At 67.3% G+C, this 16,906-nt stretch carries 16 protein-coding genes and 2 pseudogenes; 4 read left to right on the top strand and 14 right to left on the bottom strand.

Annotated features, from left to right (window positions below; all coding sequences use genetic code 11):
- From ACWDUN_RS28455 to ACWDUN_RS28440, 4 genes and pseudogenes are all read right to left on the bottom strand, one after another.
- A pseudogene (locus ACWDUN_RS28455) lies at positions 1–117 on the bottom strand (benzoylsuccinyl-CoA thiolase); the annotation flags it as partial.
- Positions 114–725: a PaaI family thioesterase gene (locus tag ACWDUN_RS28450; RefSeq protein ID WP_449934022.1), complete on the bottom strand. Its 612-nt coding sequence runs from the start codon at positions 723–725 to the stop codon at positions 114–116. The gene ACWDUN_RS28450 and the pseudogene ACWDUN_RS28455, both read right to left, overlap by 4 nt.
- Positions 725–2,269, bottom strand: coding sequence for an FAD-binding protein (locus ACWDUN_RS28445; protein WP_449934021.1), 1,545 nt, complete (start codon positions 2,267–2,269; stop codon positions 725–727). The genes ACWDUN_RS28450 and ACWDUN_RS28445 overlap by 1 nt, the downstream gene beginning before the upstream one ends.
- Positions 2,262–2,777 (bottom strand): flavin reductase family protein, encoded by a 516-nt coding sequence (locus ACWDUN_RS28440; protein ID WP_449934019.1) that lies wholly within the window; start codon positions 2,775–2,777, stop codon positions 2,262–2,264. The genes ACWDUN_RS28445 and ACWDUN_RS28440 overlap by 8 nt, the downstream gene beginning before the upstream one ends.
- A 174-nt stretch (positions 2,778–2,951) precedes the next feature.
- Between ACWDUN_RS28440 and ACWDUN_RS28435 the strand changes: the two genes are divergently transcribed.
- Positions 2,952–3,605: a PadR family transcriptional regulator gene (locus tag ACWDUN_RS28435; protein WP_449934033.1), complete on the top strand. Its 654-nt coding sequence runs from the start codon at positions 2,952–2,954 to the stop codon at positions 3,603–3,605.
- Between the two features lie 6 nt (positions 3,606–3,611).
- Here ACWDUN_RS28435 and ACWDUN_RS28430 read toward each other — a convergent pair whose 3' ends face one another.
- Positions 3,612–5,327, bottom strand: coding sequence for a 3-ketosteroid-delta-1-dehydrogenase (locus ACWDUN_RS28430; protein WP_449934017.1), 1,716 nt, complete (start codon positions 5,325–5,327; stop codon positions 3,612–3,614).
- A 96-nt stretch (positions 5,328–5,423) separates the two neighbouring features.
- On the opposite strand from ACWDUN_RS28430, the gene ACWDUN_RS28425 reads away from it, so the two are divergent.
- The 3 genes and pseudogenes from ACWDUN_RS28425 to ACWDUN_RS28415 form a co-directional block, all read left to right on the top strand.
- Complete coding sequence (locus ACWDUN_RS28425) at positions 5,424–6,581, top strand: Rieske 2Fe-2S domain-containing protein (protein WP_449934015.1); 1,158 nt, start codon at positions 5,424–5,426, stop codon at positions 6,579–6,581.
- Complete coding sequence (locus ACWDUN_RS28420) at positions 6,578–6,859, top strand: hypothetical protein (RefSeq protein ID WP_449934013.1); 282 nt, start codon at positions 6,578–6,580, stop codon at positions 6,857–6,859. The genes ACWDUN_RS28425 and ACWDUN_RS28420 overlap by 4 nt, the downstream gene beginning before the upstream one ends.
- A gap of 184 nt (positions 6,860–7,043) precedes the next feature.
- Positions 7,044–7,364: pseudogene (locus tag ACWDUN_RS28415) on the top strand (enoyl-CoA hydratase-related protein); the annotation flags it as partial.
- A gap of 121 nt (positions 7,365–7,485) precedes the next feature.
- Here the strand turns inward: ACWDUN_RS28415 and ACWDUN_RS28410 are convergent.
- The 9 genes from ACWDUN_RS28410 to ACWDUN_RS28370 all read right to left on the bottom strand — a co-directional run bounded on the left by ACWDUN_RS28410 (position 7,486) and on the right by ACWDUN_RS28370 (position 16,726).
- The gene (locus ACWDUN_RS28410; protein ID WP_449934032.1) at positions 7,486–8,562 is read right to left on the bottom strand and encodes a hypothetical protein; all 1,077 of its coding nucleotides are present in this window, start codon (positions 8,560–8,562) and stop codon (positions 7,486–7,488) included.
- Between the two features lie 111 nt (positions 8,563–8,673).
- Positions 8,674–9,657 carry an alpha/beta hydrolase gene (locus ACWDUN_RS28405; protein ID WP_449934011.1) on the bottom strand — a complete coding sequence of 328 codons (984 nt, stop codon included), beginning with the start codon at positions 9,655–9,657 and terminating at the stop codon, positions 8,674–8,676.
- 11 nt (positions 9,658–9,668) lie between these two features.
- The gene (locus tag ACWDUN_RS28400; RefSeq protein ID WP_449934009.1) at positions 9,669–10,553 is read right to left on the bottom strand and encodes an SDR family oxidoreductase; all 885 of its coding nucleotides are present in this window, start codon (positions 10,551–10,553) and stop codon (positions 9,669–9,671) included.
- Between the two features lie 2 nt (positions 10,554–10,555).
- Complete coding sequence (locus tag ACWDUN_RS28395; RefSeq protein ID WP_449934007.1) at positions 10,556–11,038, bottom strand: polyketide cyclase; 483 nt, start codon at positions 11,036–11,038, stop codon at positions 10,556–10,558.
- Positions 11,039–11,113: 75 nt separating this feature from the next.
- Positions 11,114–12,181, bottom strand: a complete 1,068-nt coding sequence (locus ACWDUN_RS28390; RefSeq protein WP_449934005.1) for an acyl-CoA dehydrogenase family protein — start codon at positions 12,179–12,181, stop codon at positions 11,114–11,116.
- Complete coding sequence (locus ACWDUN_RS28385) at positions 12,178–13,329, bottom strand: acyl-CoA dehydrogenase family protein (protein ID WP_449934030.1); 1,152 nt, start codon at positions 13,327–13,329, stop codon at positions 12,178–12,180. The genes ACWDUN_RS28390 and ACWDUN_RS28385 overlap by 4 nt, the downstream gene beginning before the upstream one ends.
- Entirely contained in the window at positions 13,329–14,114 is a 786-nt protein-coding gene (locus ACWDUN_RS28380; protein ID WP_449934003.1) for a crotonase/enoyl-CoA hydratase family protein, read from the bottom strand. Before ACWDUN_RS28380 ends, ACWDUN_RS28385 begins: the two co-directional genes overlap by 1 nt.
- 31 nt (positions 14,115–14,145) lie before the next feature.
- A complete protein-coding gene (locus ACWDUN_RS28375; RefSeq protein ID WP_449934001.1) occupies positions 14,146–15,567 on the bottom strand; it encodes an aldehyde dehydrogenase family protein in 1,422 nt (473 codons plus the stop codon).
- A gap of 40 nt (positions 15,568–15,607) precedes the next feature.
- Entirely contained in the window at positions 15,608–16,726 is a 1,119-nt protein-coding gene (locus tag ACWDUN_RS28370; RefSeq protein WP_449933999.1) for a zinc-binding dehydrogenase, read from the bottom strand.
- Positions 16,727–16,906 lie beyond the last annotated feature (180 nt).

Raw genomic sequence — 16,906 nt, 5'->3', positions numbered from 1 at the left:
CGGGAACACGTAGGTGGCGCAGGTGGGGCACTTGCCACCGATGAGGCGCGTCGCGCCCGACTCGTCGGTGGTGAACCACCCTTCGATCGCGGGTTCGGTTGACGAGTCGACTTTCATGCCTTCGCTTTCGGTCTGATGAATATGCCTTCGGCTTGCACTGTGAGGACACCTTGAGAGTTTCGAAGTTCGCCCACAGCAATAGTTTTCGAATCAGTCTCGCTCTCAACCCACGCCTCTGCTCGCAACTTGCCGAGTCGTGTGGGTGCCACATAGCGGAGATTGAGCGTGCCCGTCAGAGCCGGCCTTCCCGGCCGGTGCGCGGTGGCTCCGAGTACGTGGTCGAGGATGAGCGCACACACTCCGCCGTGCACGTGACCGGGAGGACCTTCGTATGGCGATTGGAGGAGCAAATCAGCACTGGCCCTGCCGCTTTCGTCATGCGTGATGTTCAACGGAAAGGCGATCGCATTACGCACACCCATCGCAACATTGCCCCATGTCAGGATCCCGCCCTCGGCGGTGGACCGAACGCCGAATGGTTCGGGATCCAGGTGCGAACTCAACAGGGTCACGGCCTGATCGATCAAACTGTGTGCCTCCTGAACATCGGCATCGTCGGCCTGACTTCGAATCGCGACATCGATGAGCGTGCGCAACGAGTTCGTGAGGGGACCGTATAGATCCTCCAGCCGCCGGGCTTCCTCGGCGGTGATGGGTTCGCTCATCACGTGGAGACCGATGAGGTCATGTCCAGTGCTGCCAGATGACTGAACAACATCGAGGCGCCGATGGGGTTGCCGCCGCCCGGGTAGGTGGTGCCGGAGACCGCCGCCATCGTGTTGCCCGCGGCGTACAACCCCGGGATGGACGCGCCGTCGGCGTCGAGTACCCGGGCGTGGGTGTCGGTGCGCAGACCGCCCTTGGTGCCCAGATCCGACAGCCCGAACGCCGCCGCGTGATACGGCGGGGTGTCGATCGGCACCATCGGCGACTCGCCCCCGGTGAACGCGCGGTCGTAAGCCTCACCGCCACGGCCGAAGTCGTCATCGACGCCGGTGGCGGCCAGTTTGTTGTACCGCTCGACGGTAGCTTCCAGCTCGTCGGCGGGCACACCGATCGCCTCGGCCAACTCGGACAACGTGTCGGCGGTGTGCCACAGGCCGGCCGCGCGGTACTTCTCGGGCTCGACCATCGACACGTTGGTGGCCTTGACCGGCGGCACCTCGCCGTCGCGGTTGTCATAGACCATCCAGAACGGCAATGTGGTGGAACCGTCCTGCATCTGGCGGATGATGTCGCGGCCGATGCGGTCATAGGGGGCCGACTCGTTGACGAATCGGCGGCCCTGCTGGTTGACGAAGATGCCACCGGTGAACCACAGCGCGAACGCCGAGCGCCCGTCGGGATGCGTCATCCCGGGCGACCACCAGGCCTGGTCCATCAGATCGACATCGGCGCCCGCGGCGATCGCGGCGCGGTGCGCACCTCCGGTGCTGCCCGGCCCGCCCATGGTGTCGGCTGCGCTGCCCGGCACGCCGTACTCCGCACGCATCGCCGTGTTCTGTTCGAACCCGCCGCTGGCCAGCAGCACCCCGCGACGCGTCCCTACCCGCACCGTCGTGCCGTCTTGCTCGACGACCGCGCCGACGACGCGCCCGTCCTCGACGATCAGGTCCACCAGCGGCGCCTTGCGCCAGCAGGTGACGTTGGGCAGCTTGTCGAGTGCGGCGAGGAACCGGCCGACCAGTGCACGCCCGCCGACCAACAGGTCGGGCGCTTCGGCGCCGAGGCGCTCGGTGTCGAGCGGCCCGCGAACCAGCCCGGCGTACTGGCCGAGGGCGGCATCGGACACCGGCATCGGGATGATGTGCCGGTAGCCGTCATTGCGGGCCTCGGGCGCCGCGCCGTAATAATCCGGCCACGGCAGCACCGTGAACTCGAACGCCGAATCCTGTTCCAGATATTCGATCAGCTTGGCGCCACCGCAGACATAGGTTTCCTGCAGCTCGCGCGGAGTGCGATCACCGACGACGGCGTGGAAATAGATGAGTGCTTTGTCCACAGTGTCGTCGGCGCCTGCGCGCTGTAGGACCGGATTGCAGGGATACCACACACCACCACCGCCGGAGTAGGCGGTGGTGCCGCCGAACATATCGGTCGCCTCGACCAGCAACACCGAAAGCCCCTCGCGCGCAGCGGTATATGCGCCGGCAATTCCGCCACCGGACCCTGCGACGACGACATCGAACTCGGCGATGAAATCAGGCATGCGCGGCTCCCTCGAAAGCTCCGTAACCGCCACGGTAGAAGAGCAGCGGACGTCGTTCCTCGTGCGCCCACAGTCCGGTGACCCGGGCGACGACGATGGTGTGATCACCTGCGGGATGCTCGAACTCGATATCGGCCTCCACCGACGCCAGCGTGCCGTCCAGGGCGGGTGAACCGTTGGCGCCGGGATTCCAGGCGATACCGGCGAACTTGTCGTCACCGCGGGTGGCGAACTGCGCGCAGACATCGCGCTGTTCGGCAGCGAGGATGTTGACGCACAGGCACCCGACGTCGCGGATCAAGGGCCAACTGGTCGACGTGCTGGACGGGCAGAAGGAAATGTAGGGCGGATCCAGCGACACCGAGGTGACCGACTGGCAGGTGAAGCCGACGGGGCGATCGCCGTCGTGCGCGGTGATGACGGCAATCCCGGTGCAGAAGTGCCCAAGCACGCGGCGCATCTCCGGTTCCGCGGGTGTGATCACGTCGCCACCGGGTTGCGCAGTCATACATCTCCCATGCTGTGCTTGCTGACCTTCTCGTCGGGTGCCACCTTCCACGCCGGGTGCGGATCGGCGCAACGCGTCCTCCCGGTGAGCGGTAGTAGCGGGCCTACAGGCTGGTCACATTGCTAGCCTTGGCCGGTGACAGAACACGCCGCAGGTGAGCCCGGCGGGCTGAATGTGTCGCCCACAGGGTGGGCCTTGCTGGGCTTGCTGACCAGCGGTGAGGAACTGTCGGGCTACGACATCAAGAAATGGATCAACTGGGCCATCCGGTTCTTCTATTCAAGTCCTGCCTATAGCCAGATCTACTCCGAACTCAAGCGGTTGGAACGACTCGGTCTGGTGAGTTCACGAGTCGATGCCGGTATCCGCAGTCGACGGATGTACAAGATCACCGACGATGGCCAGAGCGCCGTCACCAGGTGGATCAACGACGATCCCGTTGAACCACCCACGCTCAAACACAACCCGATGCTGAGGGTGATGCTGGGCCACCTTCTCGAACCCGGTCGCCTCCGTGAGGTTCTCACCGACCATGCGGCATACGCGGAGCAACTGCAGCAGGCCGCCGCTACCGAAGTGCGTTGGACAAGTGAGCAGCCGGCGTGGGCATATGCGCGGCTGGCCTTGAAGTGGTCCGAGCAGTACTACGCGGCCGAACGCGAGTTGGCGCTTCAAATGATCAAGGACCTGGATGCTGTCCAGGAGACGTTCGGCGACAACGGCCCAGAGGGTGTCCAGTTCCCGGTGCGCGAGTACTGGTACGAGGTCGAACGCCGAATCGCCGCCGAGGACGCCGATGGCGCCACCGGCGGCGACTCGCAGGACTGAGCCGCCTCAGGAGTATCGGCGGGCGGCATGCTCAGCTGCGATGTACCCATACACCAGGCCCTGCGCGATGGTCGCGCCCGCGCCGGGATAGGTCTTACCGAAGGTGTTGGCCGCCGCGTTCCCGATCGCGTACAGTCCGTCGATGGCCGACCCGTCTTCGCGCAGCACCCGGCCGCTCGCGTCGGCGTGCACACCGCCGCAGGTACCCAGGTCGCTGAGCACGACCTTGACGGCGTAGAACGGTCCCGATTCCAGTGGGCGCAGGTTCGGGTTGGGCATGATCGTCGGATCGCCGTAGTAGCGGTCGTAGGCGCTGGCGCCGCGTTGGAAGTCGGCGTCCACGCCGGCATCGGCGTGACCGTTGAAACGGTCCATCGTTGCGACGAAGGTGCTGGCATCGAAGCCGATCTGACGGGCCAGCGTCTCCAGATCCGCACCGCGGTGCGCGATTCCGGCGTCGTACCAGCTCTGCGGGATCGGCATCCGGGGAAACAGTTCGGCGGCCATCAGATAGCTGTTGCGGTAACGCTGATCGAAGATCATCCACATGGTCTCGACCGGGTTGCCGGCCTGCTCCCGACGCAGCAACTGCTGGCCGAAGGACATGTAGTCGGTGGCCTCGTTGATGAACCGTTCACCGTTCTGGTCGACCAGCAGGCAACCGGGCAGCGACCGCTCGGCCAGCATCACGGTGGGTTCGCCCCCGGGTAGCGGCGCGAAGGCGGGGAACCACCATGCCTGATCCATGAGCCCGATGCCCGCACCCAGGTCCTGGGCCAACCGGATGCCGTCGCCGGTGTTGCCCTCGGCGCCCAGGCTGAGGTGCTCGCCGAGACGCTCGGACTGGAACTTGTGCCGCCAGCTCATCTGGTGGTCGAAACCGCCGGAGGCCAGCACGACCCCGCGCCGCGCGGTCACGGTCACGGCGGTGCCCTCGCGCTGCACCAGCGCGCCGGTCACCCGCTGACCATCGGTGATCAGCTCGGTCACCGGTGAGTCCGTCCACACCGGGATCCCGGCCTGCAGCACCCCGGCGAACATCCCGGCCGCCAGCGCCTGACCACCTGCGGCATACCGCCGGCGCAGCGCCAACCCGCCGATACCCTGCACGGCGCGCAGCATGATGCGCGGCCAGGACTTGCGCGGGGTCCGTGCCATCAGATTCAGCCAGCGGTAGTCGGCGCCGGTGACCGGCATCGGGAACGAGGACTTCATCACGCCGGGGCGCAGCCGGGCCAGTTCGGGACCCAGCACCGCGGTGTCGAAGGGACGGCACTCACACGTGCGTCCGACGGCGCTGCCGCCCGGCTTCTCCGGGTGGTAGTCGGAATATCCCTTGGCCCACATGAACTTCATCGGCGTGGTGCGACGCAGCATGTCGATGGTGGCCGGGATGTGGTCTACGAAGGTACGCGCGCGCTCCGGCGGGGCGTCGTCGCCAACCAGCGTCTCCACATAGGTGCGTGCCTTCTCGGCTGAGTCCGCCGAACCCGCGTCCGTCAGGATGGAGCTTCCCGGGAGCCAGAATGCGCCCCCGGAACGGGCCGTCGAACCGCCGACGTAGGCGGTCTTCTCCACGATCAGCGTCGACAATCCCAGCTCATGCGCGGCCAACGCCGCGGCCATACCGGTACCCGAGCCGACGACGAGCATATCGACGGTGATGTTGATCTGATCGGTCACGGATCGATTCTGGGCCAGACCACCCCGCGCCGCACTCATCGATGCCCGGTCAGTGGAACAGCCGCAGGTATGCCGAGAGTGCCGGTGCTAGAACGGAATGATCCAAGCAATTACGAACATCGAGGATGGTCGGAAATGACATCGTTGCAGCCCGACGGTGCTGGAGACGTTCGTCAGATCGAGGCACAGGCCGCGCCCACGAGGTTCGCCCGTGGCTGGCACTGCCTGGGCCTGACCCGTGATCTCGGCGACGGTAAACCGCACTCCATCAACGCTTTCGGGACCAAGCTCGTCGTGTTCCGCGGCGAGGACGGCAAGATCAACGTCCTGGACGCGTACTGCCGCCACATGGGCGGCGACCTGTCCGACGGCGAGGTCAAGGGCAACGAGATCGCCTGCCCGTTCCACGACTGGCGCTGGGGCGGCGATGGCCGCTGCAAGAAGATCCCGTACAGCAAGCGGGTGCCCAAGCTGGCGCGCACGGCGGCGTGGCCGACCATGGAGCAGGACGGCATGCTCTTCCTGTGGAATGACCCGGAGAAGAAGGCGCCGCCCGCTGACGTCACCATCCCCCTGATCGAAGGTGTCGGCAGCGAGAACTGGACCGAATGGCACTGGTACACAACGGTCGTCGACACCAACTGCCGCGAGATCATCGACAACATCGTCGACATGGCCCACTTCTTCTACATCCACGGTGGCCTGCCGACCGGCTTCAAGAACATCTTCGAGGGCCACACCGCCACCCAGTACTACCGCAGCGACGCGCGTCCCGACCTGGGTAGCGGCGAGGGTGCCAAGATCCTGGGCACCACCTCGGTGGCGTCCTATCACGGGCCGTCGTTCATGATCGACGACCTGACCTACCACTACGAGCACGGCGATCAGCGCACCATCCTGCTGAACTGCCATTACCCGATCGACGAGAACTCGTTCGTACTGCAGTACGGCATCATCGTCGAGAAGTCGGAGAACCTGCCCGATGAGGCCGCCACGCAGATGGCGGTGGCGCTGGGAGATTTCGTCAAGATGGGCTTCGAGCAAGATGTGCACATCTGGCGACGCAAGGCGCGCATCGACAACCCGTTGCTGTGCGAGGAAGACGGCCCCGTCTACCAGCTGCGCCGCTGGTACGAGCAGTTCTACGTGGACGCCGCCGATGTCACCCCGGATATGATCGACCGCTTCGAGTTCGAGATCGACACCACCCGCCCGCGCGAGGCGTGGATGAAAGAGGTGGAGGAGAACCTCGCCGCCAACCGGCTGCCGAGGTTGGTCGGTGTCACCAAGTGAGCGTCCGGCCGGACAACCGGCTGCGCGACGCGCCGATGACCCCGGTGCTCTGCCAGGAATGCGGGGCCGGCGTGCTGGTCCGCAAGGGCAGCTGGGAGCAGACCAGCGTCCAGTGGAACGCGGCATCGCTGCAGCAGTGCACTCGGCGGCGCGAGGCCATCGACGCCGCCGGGTCGGCCGGAGCCCAGCCGGCCTTCATGCAGGTATGCCCGGACCTGCGCGACGCGATCGAGTCCGCGGTGCATCGCGGCGAGCTGCCGGTGCTCGACGAGGCGTGACCGCCGGCGTCAGTGCCGTAGCGCGGAGTAGGTCGTCTCCCATGTTGATTCGAGGTCCGAAGCCCTCGGTCGTCCAGCTGATGGCGGTACCGGAAAACGGTGTCCCGATGGCCGTGCTTCAGGCGTTGGTCCGACCAGTCGCAGGTGTAGACCGCGAGATGTGAGAAGCGCCCGACGCGTCGGCGGTCTGACCATCGCGCTGCAGGCCGATATCCGGATCATGGCCACCGACGCCAAGTACGGCGTCGTCCGGGGGCGGCGCGGGGTACTGGGCGATTGCATGTCGCACTGGACCTCGCCGATGCTGGTCGGGGTGGCCACCGCCGCGGACCTGCTGCTCACCGGCCGCACGTTCGTCGAGAACGAGGCCGCCGCGCTCGGGGCGGCCAACCGTGCGCTCCCCGCCGCCGAGGTATTTCATCATGCGCGGCAGATCGCACACGATATCGCCACCAAAATCGCACCGGCGTCTGCGCGGCTGTCCAAGCGTCTGCTCTGGGACACGCGGAAGCTGATGGCGCAGTCCACCGGGTGCACCGATCCGGTGTTCGAAATCCCGCGCTGAGCCCGCAAACACCATGGCCCCGGTTCCGTGCGGAACCGGGGCCATGGTGTCGAGCAGAAGCTCAGCTGAGCTGGAATGCGCTGGGCATCGCCTCTTCCGGATAGATGGCCGGGCCGCCGAGGTCGTAGGCGGCGTTGAGCGCACCGATGAAGGCCGGATCGTGCAGGGGAGCGCTAGGGATGTCGAGCTTGATGCCCTTCTTGCTCAGATCGTCGACCATCATGTCGATGGCCTTGTCGATGGTCAGGTCATCGGAATGGTCCATGTTCTTCTTGAGCTCGTCGTAGTCCTCGAACACCTCGGCCGACCAGTGCACCAGGAACCGCAGCTCGTCGGTGTGGTGCCGGGCGATCACCTTGTCGTCGGTCCGCAGCACCCAATGCTCGCGTGAATCGGGGTCACCGGCGAACACGGTGTGGAAGTCCAGGCCGGCGGGCACCTGCTGGTCCAGCGGGCCGTTGGCCTCCCCACGGTGCACCAGCATCTCGTTCTGCACCACGACGCCGCGGTTGTACACCGGGGGCTGCAGGCGGGCCGGCTGCTTGAGCGGGCCGTCGGGCCAGTAGGTGAAGCCGCTTCCGGCGTCATGCGAGAACCATGTGATGACCTGTGCCATCTTGATCAGGTAGTCCTGGAACAGACCGGACTTGCCCATCACGCTGACCAGCCAGGTCGGCGCATTCTCGTACCGCACGCCGCGGAAGCTGGGGGAGTCCAGGTGGCCCGGATCGCGGTTGGCGCACGGTCCGTTGATGTTGAACAGCATCATCTGCGGCTTGGCGTACTCCGCGCCCCAGTACGACTTGGCCTGCTCCAGGAACTGGGCGTTGTAGAAGCAGTCGTGCAGCTCCGGGTAGAGCACCGTGCCGTAATTGGCCAGGAACCCGCGGAAGGTCGGGGTGAGGAACAGATCCAGCGTCGGGGTGAACCCCTCGGGGAACTTACCGCTCATCGTTGCGATCAGTTCCTCGGGCGACGAGAAGTGCTGCGCGATGATGAGATTCCACGGCGCATTCTCGCGGACGACGTTCAGCAGGCGGTCCCGCTGATCATCGGTGTAGACGTTGTCGACCTCGCGGGGCGGCGATGCGGGCCGCAGGATGTCGGACAGCTCCATCCGCCGCTCATCGGTGAGCATCACAGGCACTCCTTCTTGATAGATCCGGCGAACTGCACGCCGTTGCTGTGTCCAATTGTGGTTGGCGTCAGCGATGTTCGAACACTCGATGTCCGGCCATCGGGACGTTGGTCAGCCCTGTGCTCGCTGGATAGCCGCGGTGTCGGGCAACGGGTTGGCGAACTTCGCGCGCAACAGCGCGCCGGTCTCGGCCATCGCCAACCGACCGCGGGCGGTGGCCTCCGAGCGCATCAAGAAACCGTGGTAGATGCCCGGATACCGGGTGAGCGTGGTCTGCACGCCGGCCTCGCGCAGCCGCGCGGCATAGCGCTCACCCCAGTCGTAGATGGGATCGAGTTCGGCGGTGACCACGATCGCCTGCGGCAGCCCGGTCAGATCGGCCGCGTAGGCAGGCACCCGCCGGATATCGTGCGGCGACCCGGCGCCGATATCAGCCAGCTCGTGCAGAAAGACGATGTCGTCGTGCACCAGCATGGGCGCATCGTGGTTTCCCACCACCGACGGCGCCGCCATATCGCGATCCACGCCCGGATACAGCAACACCTGGGCGAACAGCCGCGGTCCGCCGTCGTCACGCACCGCCAGCGCCACCGCCGCGGCGACCCCGCCACCGGCGCTGTCGCCGCACACGACGATCCTGTCGTGATCGAAGCCCAATGAATCGGACTCGGCGGCAACCCAATTGGTGACCGACAGGGCATCCTCGAACTGGGCGGGCGGGGGGTTCTCCGGTGCCAGCCGGTAGTTGACGGCGACGACAACGGCCCCGCTGGCCGCCGCCAACGCCCGCGCCATCGGCTCGAACGAATGGTTCGAGCCCATCACCAGGCCGCCGCCGTGCAGATGAACGATCACCGGCTGCGGGTCATCAGCGGCAACCGGGCGGTAGATCCGCACCGGGATCTGGCCACCGGGTCCGCTCACCTCGGCATCGGAGATGTCGGCCATCTCCGGCATATCCGCCGGCGGCGGCGCCGATTCCAGGGAGTCGCGGACTGCCTGCAGTCCGCGTTCCCGGATCGGCGTCGGCGGTCCGAACGCCGCGACACGGGCCGCGGCGTCGGGGTCGAGCGTGGGTCGGTACGGGGTGGGCATCGGACGCCGTCTCAGTGCTGGGCCGGATCGAAGCGTTGCTTGGTGCGCAGCTTCGGTGCGGACAGGGTGGTCAAGGTGTTGGCGCGCTCGGCCATCGCCGAACCGACGTATTCCGGTTGGGTCAGCAGATAGAACGCGTCCCGCGCGGACTGGTCGAACACCACCTCGGCCGCCTCGTCCGGATCCATTGCGGCAGCTTTGATGTCGAGCATCGCCGCGCGCTGGGACTCGGCCGCCTCGACCGCGGTGCCCGCTGCGGCGGAATCCACCCCGCCGGCGGCTTCGAAGATGTTCGACTTCACCGCACCCGGAAGCACGGCCTGCACGCGGATGAATTCGCTGTGCCCGGCCAACTCGACCTCGAGGCGCAGGCACTCGGTGAGCGCCAGCACCGCGTGCTTGCTCACGATGTAGGGCGCCTGCAACGGGACGGCGGCGACCCCGCCGATGGAGGACAGGTTCCACACCCAGGCGGGGGTGGCGGCGGCGATCATCTTGGGCAGGAACGCCCGCACGCCGTTGAACACCCCACTGACGTTGATGTCCATCACCCGGTTCCAGTTGGAAACCGGGGTGTCCCACAGGTAACCGAACTGTTCGACGCCGGCGTTGTTCACCAGCAGCCGCACCGGCCCGATATCGCGATACACCTGCTCGGCCAACTCGACCAACGCCTCGGCGTCGCGCACATCGCACACCTTGACGTGCGCCGCGCCGCCGTCGGCGACCAACTCGTCGCGCAGGGCGGTGGCCGCGGACTCGTCGACGTCCACCAGCACGACGGTCATGCCGAGGCGGTGGGCGTGCCGGGCCAGGCCGGCGCCGATACCGGCGCCGGCCCCGGTGATGACGGCTACGCCGCCGCCGAAGATCTCGCGTGCGTCAGCAGCACCCACGATCAGGCGTTCGTCGCGGCGAGCTTGGCCCGGTGCTCGGCGAACGGAATGGAATCCTCGGCATCGAGCACGACCGTCATCGAGCTGAGCACCAGCGCGTCCCCGGCCCGGCGAATGGCGACATCCACCACACCCGAGGAGACGTCGAAGGGCACATTGTTGGTGACCTGGTTGACGTAGAGGTAGAAGCGGACCAGGGTGGCCTCGCCGTCGGTGCCGGTGCGGAAGACGTTGGTGGCATGGTGCCGCAGCGGGTACGGGTTCTCGTCGCGGTGCTGGGTCAGCCAGGCGAGCACCTCGGTGCCGCCGTTCAGTTCGGCGGCCAGCAGCTCCTCGAACGGGCACTGCCCGGAATCGGACCGGCTCAGATACTGCATATCGTCGGCGATGAAGGTGGCGAGCACATCGAACTGGCCCTGGTCGTAGTGGTACCAGAAACTGGCGATGAACTCTTGAACTTCCGGCAGCGTGATCTGGGTGGTCATGCCATCGAGTCAACCGTTGTTGGGTGACCGCCGACACGGTCATGACCGGTCAGTGGAACACCGAACAGTCCCGGCTCAGTCAGCGATCAGCGGCCACAGGCCGGCGGCGCCGGCGGCCACGGCGGCCTTGGTCACCGCCTCGTCCCAGTGCGCCACCGAGCCGTACTCCGAGCGCCACGCCAGGGCGGCCCTGGTGTATTCGTGCAGCCGGTGCTCGATGGTGGTGCCGATGGCGCCGTGCGCCTGGTGGGCGTTTCGCACCACCACAGACGCGGCGTGCCCGGCGCACGACCGTGCCACCGCCACCAGGAACCCCAGATTGGCGGCCGTCCAGTCGCTGGTGATCGCGACGTTCAGGGCGGCCTCGGTGGCCGCCCGCGCCAACGCCGCCTCGGCGGCGATATCGGCGACCATGCGCTGGATCGCCTGGAACTTCGACAGCGACCGCCCGAACTGCACCCGCGAGGAGGTGTGCTCGATGGTGAGCTCGAGTGCGGTGTCCAGCGCGGCGCAGACCTGAATCGAGCGCACCAGAGCCGATTTCAACCGCAACTGCTCGACCAGCGCGTCGTCGATGGCGCGGCTGTCGGATTTCAGCACCGCCAAATCGACGGTGACGGTGTCGCGCGGCTCACCGATCATGTTGGTCGCGGCGGTGATGGTCAGCGTTGAGGCGTCGACATCGGCGATGCGGTGCCCGTCATCGTCGGTGTCGGGAAAAACCACGACGACGCGGCCGGCGGCCTGCGCCCACGGCACCCCGGTGGCGGTGCCGGCGGCGTCGAGCACGCAGACCGTGCGCAGCGTGTCGTCGGCGGGCAGTCCGGCCGCCGCGAGCAACCAGCAGGCCAGCAGATCGTGTTCGGCGAGCGGGACGCGCACCCCGTGGCGGGCGGCCGCGGCGATGAGCTCGGCGGCCTCCGCCCAGCCGGCGCCGCTGCCTCCGTGCTCGGCCGATCCGGTCAGCCGCACCAGGCCCAGTTCGTCGAGGCTGGACCACAATTCGGTGTCATGGCTCACCGCGGCCGGGGCTTCATGGCCCTTGCGGTGCGCCGCGAACACCGCATCCATCATCTCGATCAGGTCGGGGTCGACGGCGGTGGCCACGCTGTTGGTCTCGTAGCCGGTTTCCGAGACAGTCATCGCATCCCCAATCCACGTGCGATCACACCGCGCAGTACCTCGGTCGTTCCGCCACGCAGGGTGAAGCCGGGCCGCTGATCGACCGCGACGGCGACCAGTTCGCGCAGCCGCGGGTCGACGGCAGTGTCGTCGCCGACGCGCAGATCGGCGAAATCGGCGATGTCCCCCTCGGTGGAGGTGCCCAGCAGCTTGACCACCGCGGCGGGCACATCGGCGGGCTCGTGACGTTCCAGCGCCCCGGCCACCGCGGTGGACATCTGATGCAGCCCGGCCACCCGGGCCACCAGCCTGCCGAGTTCAGCGTCCGGCGAGATCTGCTGCTGCGCCATGCTTTCGGTGACCGCGCTCAGCACCGGGAAGGTGGACAACACACGCTCGGGTCCGCTGCGCTCGAAGGCCAGCTCCGAGGTGACCTGTCGCCATCCGTCGCCGATCTCACCGAACACCATGTCCTCGGCGACGAATGCCTCGTCGAGGATCACCTCGTTGAAGTGGTGCCCACCGTTCATCGAGACGATCGGGCGCACCTGCACGCCGGGTCCGTCGAAGCGGACGATGAACTGGCTCAGCCCGGCGTGCCGGTGTGCGGGGTCGACGGGGGCGGTGCGGGCCAGCACGATGAAGGCGTGTCCGCGATGGGCGCCCGAGGTCCACACCTTGGTGCCAGACAGTGACCAGCCGCCGTCGACGGGGGTGGCCTTGGTGCGCACGCTGGCGAGGTCGGATCCCGAGTCCGGTTCGCTCATCCCGATGCCGAAGAAGCACTGGCCCGCGGCGATCTTCGGCAGGAACTCCCGCTTCTGGGCCTCGGTACCGTTCTTGAGCAGTGCAGGCACGATTTGGCGGTCGGCGATCCAGTGCGCGGCCACCGGGGCGCCGGCGGCCAGCAGCTCCTCGGTGACGACGAACCGTTCGATATGCGAACGGCCTTGGCCGCCATACTCTTCGGGGGCCGTCATGCCCAGGTAGCCGTGGGCGGCCAGCGCCGCGGTGAACGCCTCATCCCAAGTGCACAGCCAGGCGTCGACCGATGGGACGAAGGTCCCGGCGGCCAACTGCTCGGCCAAGAAATTGCGGACCTCGGCACGCAACGCCGCGGTGTCGGCGAGGTCGGTGCTCGCCGGTGGTACGAGCCGTGACCGGGCCATCAGACGGTCCGCCATTTCGCTATGCGCTGCTGATGTTCGGTGTCGGCGTGCGCCAACGGCTGCATGGCAGCGGCCATCGCCAACGTGGATTCCAGCAAGCCGGTGCGGGATTCCTGCAGCAGCCGCTTGGCCATCCGCAGCGAATGCGGCGGATTCTTGGCGATGCGGTCGGCGAGCTCGTTGGCGGCGGTCAGCAGATCATCCTGGGGGACAACGCGACTCACCAGGCCCCAGTCCAGCGCGGTGACGGCGTCGACGCGGTCGCCGGTGAACGTCATCTCGGCGGCCCGCTCGTAACCGATGGCGCGCTGCAGGAACCAGCTGCCGCCATCGCCCGGGATCAGGCCCAGTTGCACGAAACTCTCGGCGAACGAGGCGCGTTCGGAGGCGATCCGGATATCGCACATCATGGCCAGATCACAGCCCGCCCCGATGGCGGCACCGTTGACGGCGGCGATCAACGGGACCTCGAGGCGGCCCAATGCGCGCGGGATGCGCTGGATGCCGTCGACGTAGGCGTACCGCTGCTCGATCGGCACGAGGCCGAACATGCCCTGGCCGTCGGCCATCTCCTTGACATTGCCGCCTGCGGAGAAGATCTTGCCCTCCGCGGTGAGGATGACGGCCCGCAATCCGGTGTCGGCGTTGGCCTGTTCGGCCGCCGCCTCGAACGCCGCGATGACGTCCTTGCCGGTGATCGCGTTGCCCTGCTCGGGACGGTTGATGGTCCAGGTCTGCACCGACCCGTTGGTGGTGATGCGAAGCGGCTCAGTGGCTACCGACATGTCAGGTCTCCAGGCTCTCGGTGGGACGGGTTCACGGCAGCTGCAGCGACTTGATCTGCAGGAACTCCTCGAACCCGATCCGGCCGAGTTCACGGCCGATACCGGACTTCTTGTAGCCACCGAACGGCGCGGCCGGGTTGTACTTGCCGCCGTTGATGTCCAGCTGACCGGTCTGCACCTGCCGGGCGAAGGCCACCGCGGTGTCGTCATCGGCGGCCCAGACGGCACCGGAGAGCCCGTACGGCGTGCCGTTGGCGATCTCGAGGGCCTCATCGGTGTCGCTGAACGGGATGACCGCCAGCACCGGGCCGAACACTTCCTCCTGGCCCAGTTCGGAGTTCGGGTCGACATCGGCGAACACCGTGGGCGCGACGTAGTAACCCACGTCGCGGATCTTCTGCGCGCCGCCGGTCAGCAGTCGGGCACCCTCGCCGGACGCGCGCTCGATGAAGCCGAGCACGGTCTGCTGCTGTCCCGCCGAGGCCGACGGGCCCAGCCGGGTGCCCGGATCGGTCGGGTCGCCCACCGTGTACTTGGCGACGGCCGCCTCGATGATGTGGAGCGCCTCGGCGTAGCGCGACTGCGGGACCAGCATGCGGGTCCAGGCCATGCAGGTCTGGCCGCCGTTGAGGAACGCATTGCCGACACCGACCTTGACCGCGGTCGTCAGGTCGGCGCCGTCGAGGATCACGTTGGCGGACTTGCCGCCCAGTTCCAGGGCCACCTTCTTGATGGTCTTGCCCGCCAGTTCACCGACCCGGCTGCCGACACCGGTGGAACCGGTGAACGAGACGAAGTCGACGTCCGGGTGCTCGGACAGCCGCTCACCGATGACGCGGCCGGGACCGGACACCAGGTTCACCACGCCCGCGGGCAGGCCGGCGTCGTGCAGCGACTCGACGAACTCGAACACCGACAGCGGGGCCTCGTTGCTGGGCTTGAGCACCACCGTGCACCCCGCCGCGATGGCCGGGATGACCTTGGCCACCACCTGGTACAGGGGGTAGTTCCACGGGGTGATGGCCGCAACCACACCGTAGGGTTCGCGGGTCACCAGCGAGTTGCCGATGCGCTCCTCGAACTCGAAAGAGGCCAGCGCGTCCGCGAATCCGCGTGCCACCGCCAGCGGCACCTGCGTCTGCACGGACTGCGAGATACGGATCGGCGCACCCATCTCGGCGGTGATGGTCTCGGCGATGTCGGGCAGCCGCTTCTCCATGGAGGCGATCACCGCGTCGAGGCGTTCGCGCCGCTCGGTCACACCGATGTTCGGATCGAACGCCTTGCGGGCGGCGGCGACTGCCGCATCGACATCGGCGTCCGAGCCGCTGGGCACCACACCGAGCATCTGCTCGGTGGCCGGGTTGATGACCTGGATGGCGTCGGTGCCGGTGGGACAGACCCATTCACCGTCGATGTAGAGCTCGGTGCGGTCATAGTTGTGGTTGCTCATTCGGCGCTCTCCGGGATTCGGTGTCTGGGCAGCTGGCTTTTCAGGGGACGATGCTGGCGCGGACGTCACGCTTGTCCTCGGCCGCGGCGAACGCATCGTTGATGTCGTCGAGGGAGTAGCAGGCCGCCGCCAGCCGTTCGAAGGGCAGCTTGTCCTGGTAGGCGGCCAGGAAGTCCAGCGCGCGGGACAGTACCGCCGGGTCGTACAGCGACACCCCGACCATCGTCTTGTTGGCGAACACGAACCGCGACGGGTCGAACTCGAAGGTCTTGCCGATATTGATGTTGCCGATCTCGACGTACCGGCCGAACTGCCCGAGCAGTTTGAGGCCCTCGTCGATGGCCGAGGGATGCCCGACCACCTCGACCACGACGTCGGCGCCCTGCCCGTCGGTGAGCGTGCGGACGATCTTGGCGCGTTCCTTCTCGGTGGTCACCTCGGTGATGTCGATGACGGCGTCGGCGCCGAACGCCTTGGCCAACTCCAGGCGCTCAGGCACCCCGTCGATCGCGATGACCTTCGCCGCACCGCGGGCCTTGGCCACCGCCACCGCGTACAACCCGAGTGCGCCGGCACCCTGCACCACGACGTACTCACCGAGCCGCTGGTCGACCCGCTCCAGGCCGTACATCACCTGCGACAGTGCGCAGTTCGCGCCGGCGGCGATGTCATCGGACACCGAATCGGGGACGGTGTAGACCACGGCGCCAGCGGGCAACACGAAATAGTCACCGTATCCGCCGACGAAGTAGGGCGGCTCGTCGGCGCGGCCGAGCATGGCCATCTTCAGGTTCAGGCAGGCGTTGCGGCGCCCGGCCAGGCAGTTGCGGCAGGTGTGGCAGCAGAAGAAGTAGGGGAACACCACCCGGCTTCCGTCCGCCAGCGGTTTGCCGTTGGAGTCGGCGCTCACCCCGTCGCCCAAAGCCGCTACGACGCCCACCATTTCGTGGCCCAGCACGGTGGGCAGCTGCCCGCCGAGGCCGCGGGTGGCGAAGGTGCCGTGCCAGGCGTGCACGTCCGAGCCGCAGATGTTGGCGCGGGTCACCTTGATCAGGATCTCGCCCGGATTGATGTCGGGCAGGGTGACCGTCTCGATCTCGAACGGTTTGCCGGGCTCGTCGAAACGGGCGATACGGCCCTTGAACGGCGCAACAGTCACGGCTTGAAGTCCTCTCGGTTCACCTGCGGATGCGATCTGAGCCGCGGTCGGCGCGGACGCTCGGGCATGCACACGGCCGCATCTGTTTTCGCACGGTAACGGCGCCCGGATGGGCCGGGGGCCGCGCTTCCCGCCCAGCGGTCACTGTGGGGTAGGGCACGTCCGCACCGGGTGACGGGT

Source organism: Mycobacterium sp. NPDC003323, from assembly GCF_053589535.1.
This window is presented reverse-complemented; position numbering and strand designations above follow the sequence as displayed.

Bases quoted from the DNA above. Each gene is read 5' to 3' on its own strand.
- ACWDUN_RS28450 (WP_449934022.1), bottom strand. From the start codon at position 725: ATGAGCGAACCCATCACCGCCGAGGAAGCCCGGCGGCTGGAGGATCTA.
- ACWDUN_RS28445 (WP_449934021.1), bottom strand. From the start codon at position 2,269: ATGCCTGATTTCATCGCCGAGTTCGATGTCGTCGTCGCAGGGTCCGGT.
- ACWDUN_RS28440 (WP_449934019.1), bottom strand. From the start codon at position 2,777: ATGACTGCGCAACCCGGTGGCGACGTGATCACACCCGCGGAACCGGAG.
- ACWDUN_RS28430 (WP_449934017.1), bottom strand. From the start codon at position 5,327: ATGAGTGCGGCGCGGGGTGGTCTGGCCCAGAATCGATCCGTGACCGAT.
- ACWDUN_RS28425 (WP_449934015.1), top strand. From the start codon at position 5,424: ATGACATCGTTGCAGCCCGACGGTGCTGGAGACGTTCGTCAGATCGAG.
- ACWDUN_RS28410 (WP_449934032.1), bottom strand. From the start codon at position 8,562: ATGCTCACCGATGAGCGGCGGATGGAGCTGTCCGACATCCTGCGGCCC.
- ACWDUN_RS28405 (WP_449934011.1), bottom strand. From the start codon at position 9,657: ATGCCCACCCCGTACCGACCCACGCTCGACCCCGACGCCGCGGCCCGT.
- ACWDUN_RS28395 (WP_449934007.1), bottom strand. From the start codon at position 11,038: ATGACCACCCAGATCACGCTGCCGGAAGTTCAAGAGTTCATCGCCAGT.
- ACWDUN_RS28390 (WP_449934005.1), bottom strand. From the start codon at position 12,181: ATGACTGTCTCGGAAACCGGCTACGAGACCAACAGCGTGGCCACCGCC.
- ACWDUN_RS28385 (WP_449934030.1), bottom strand. From the start codon at position 13,329: ATGGCCCGGTCACGGCTCGTACCACCGGCGAGCACCGACCTCGCCGAC.
- ACWDUN_RS28380 (WP_449934003.1), bottom strand. From the start codon at position 14,114: ATGTCGGTAGCCACTGAGCCGCTTCGCATCACCACCAACGGGTCGGTG.
- ACWDUN_RS28375 (WP_449934001.1), bottom strand. From the start codon at position 15,567: ATGAGCAACCACAACTATGACCGCACCGAGCTCTACATCGACGGTGAA.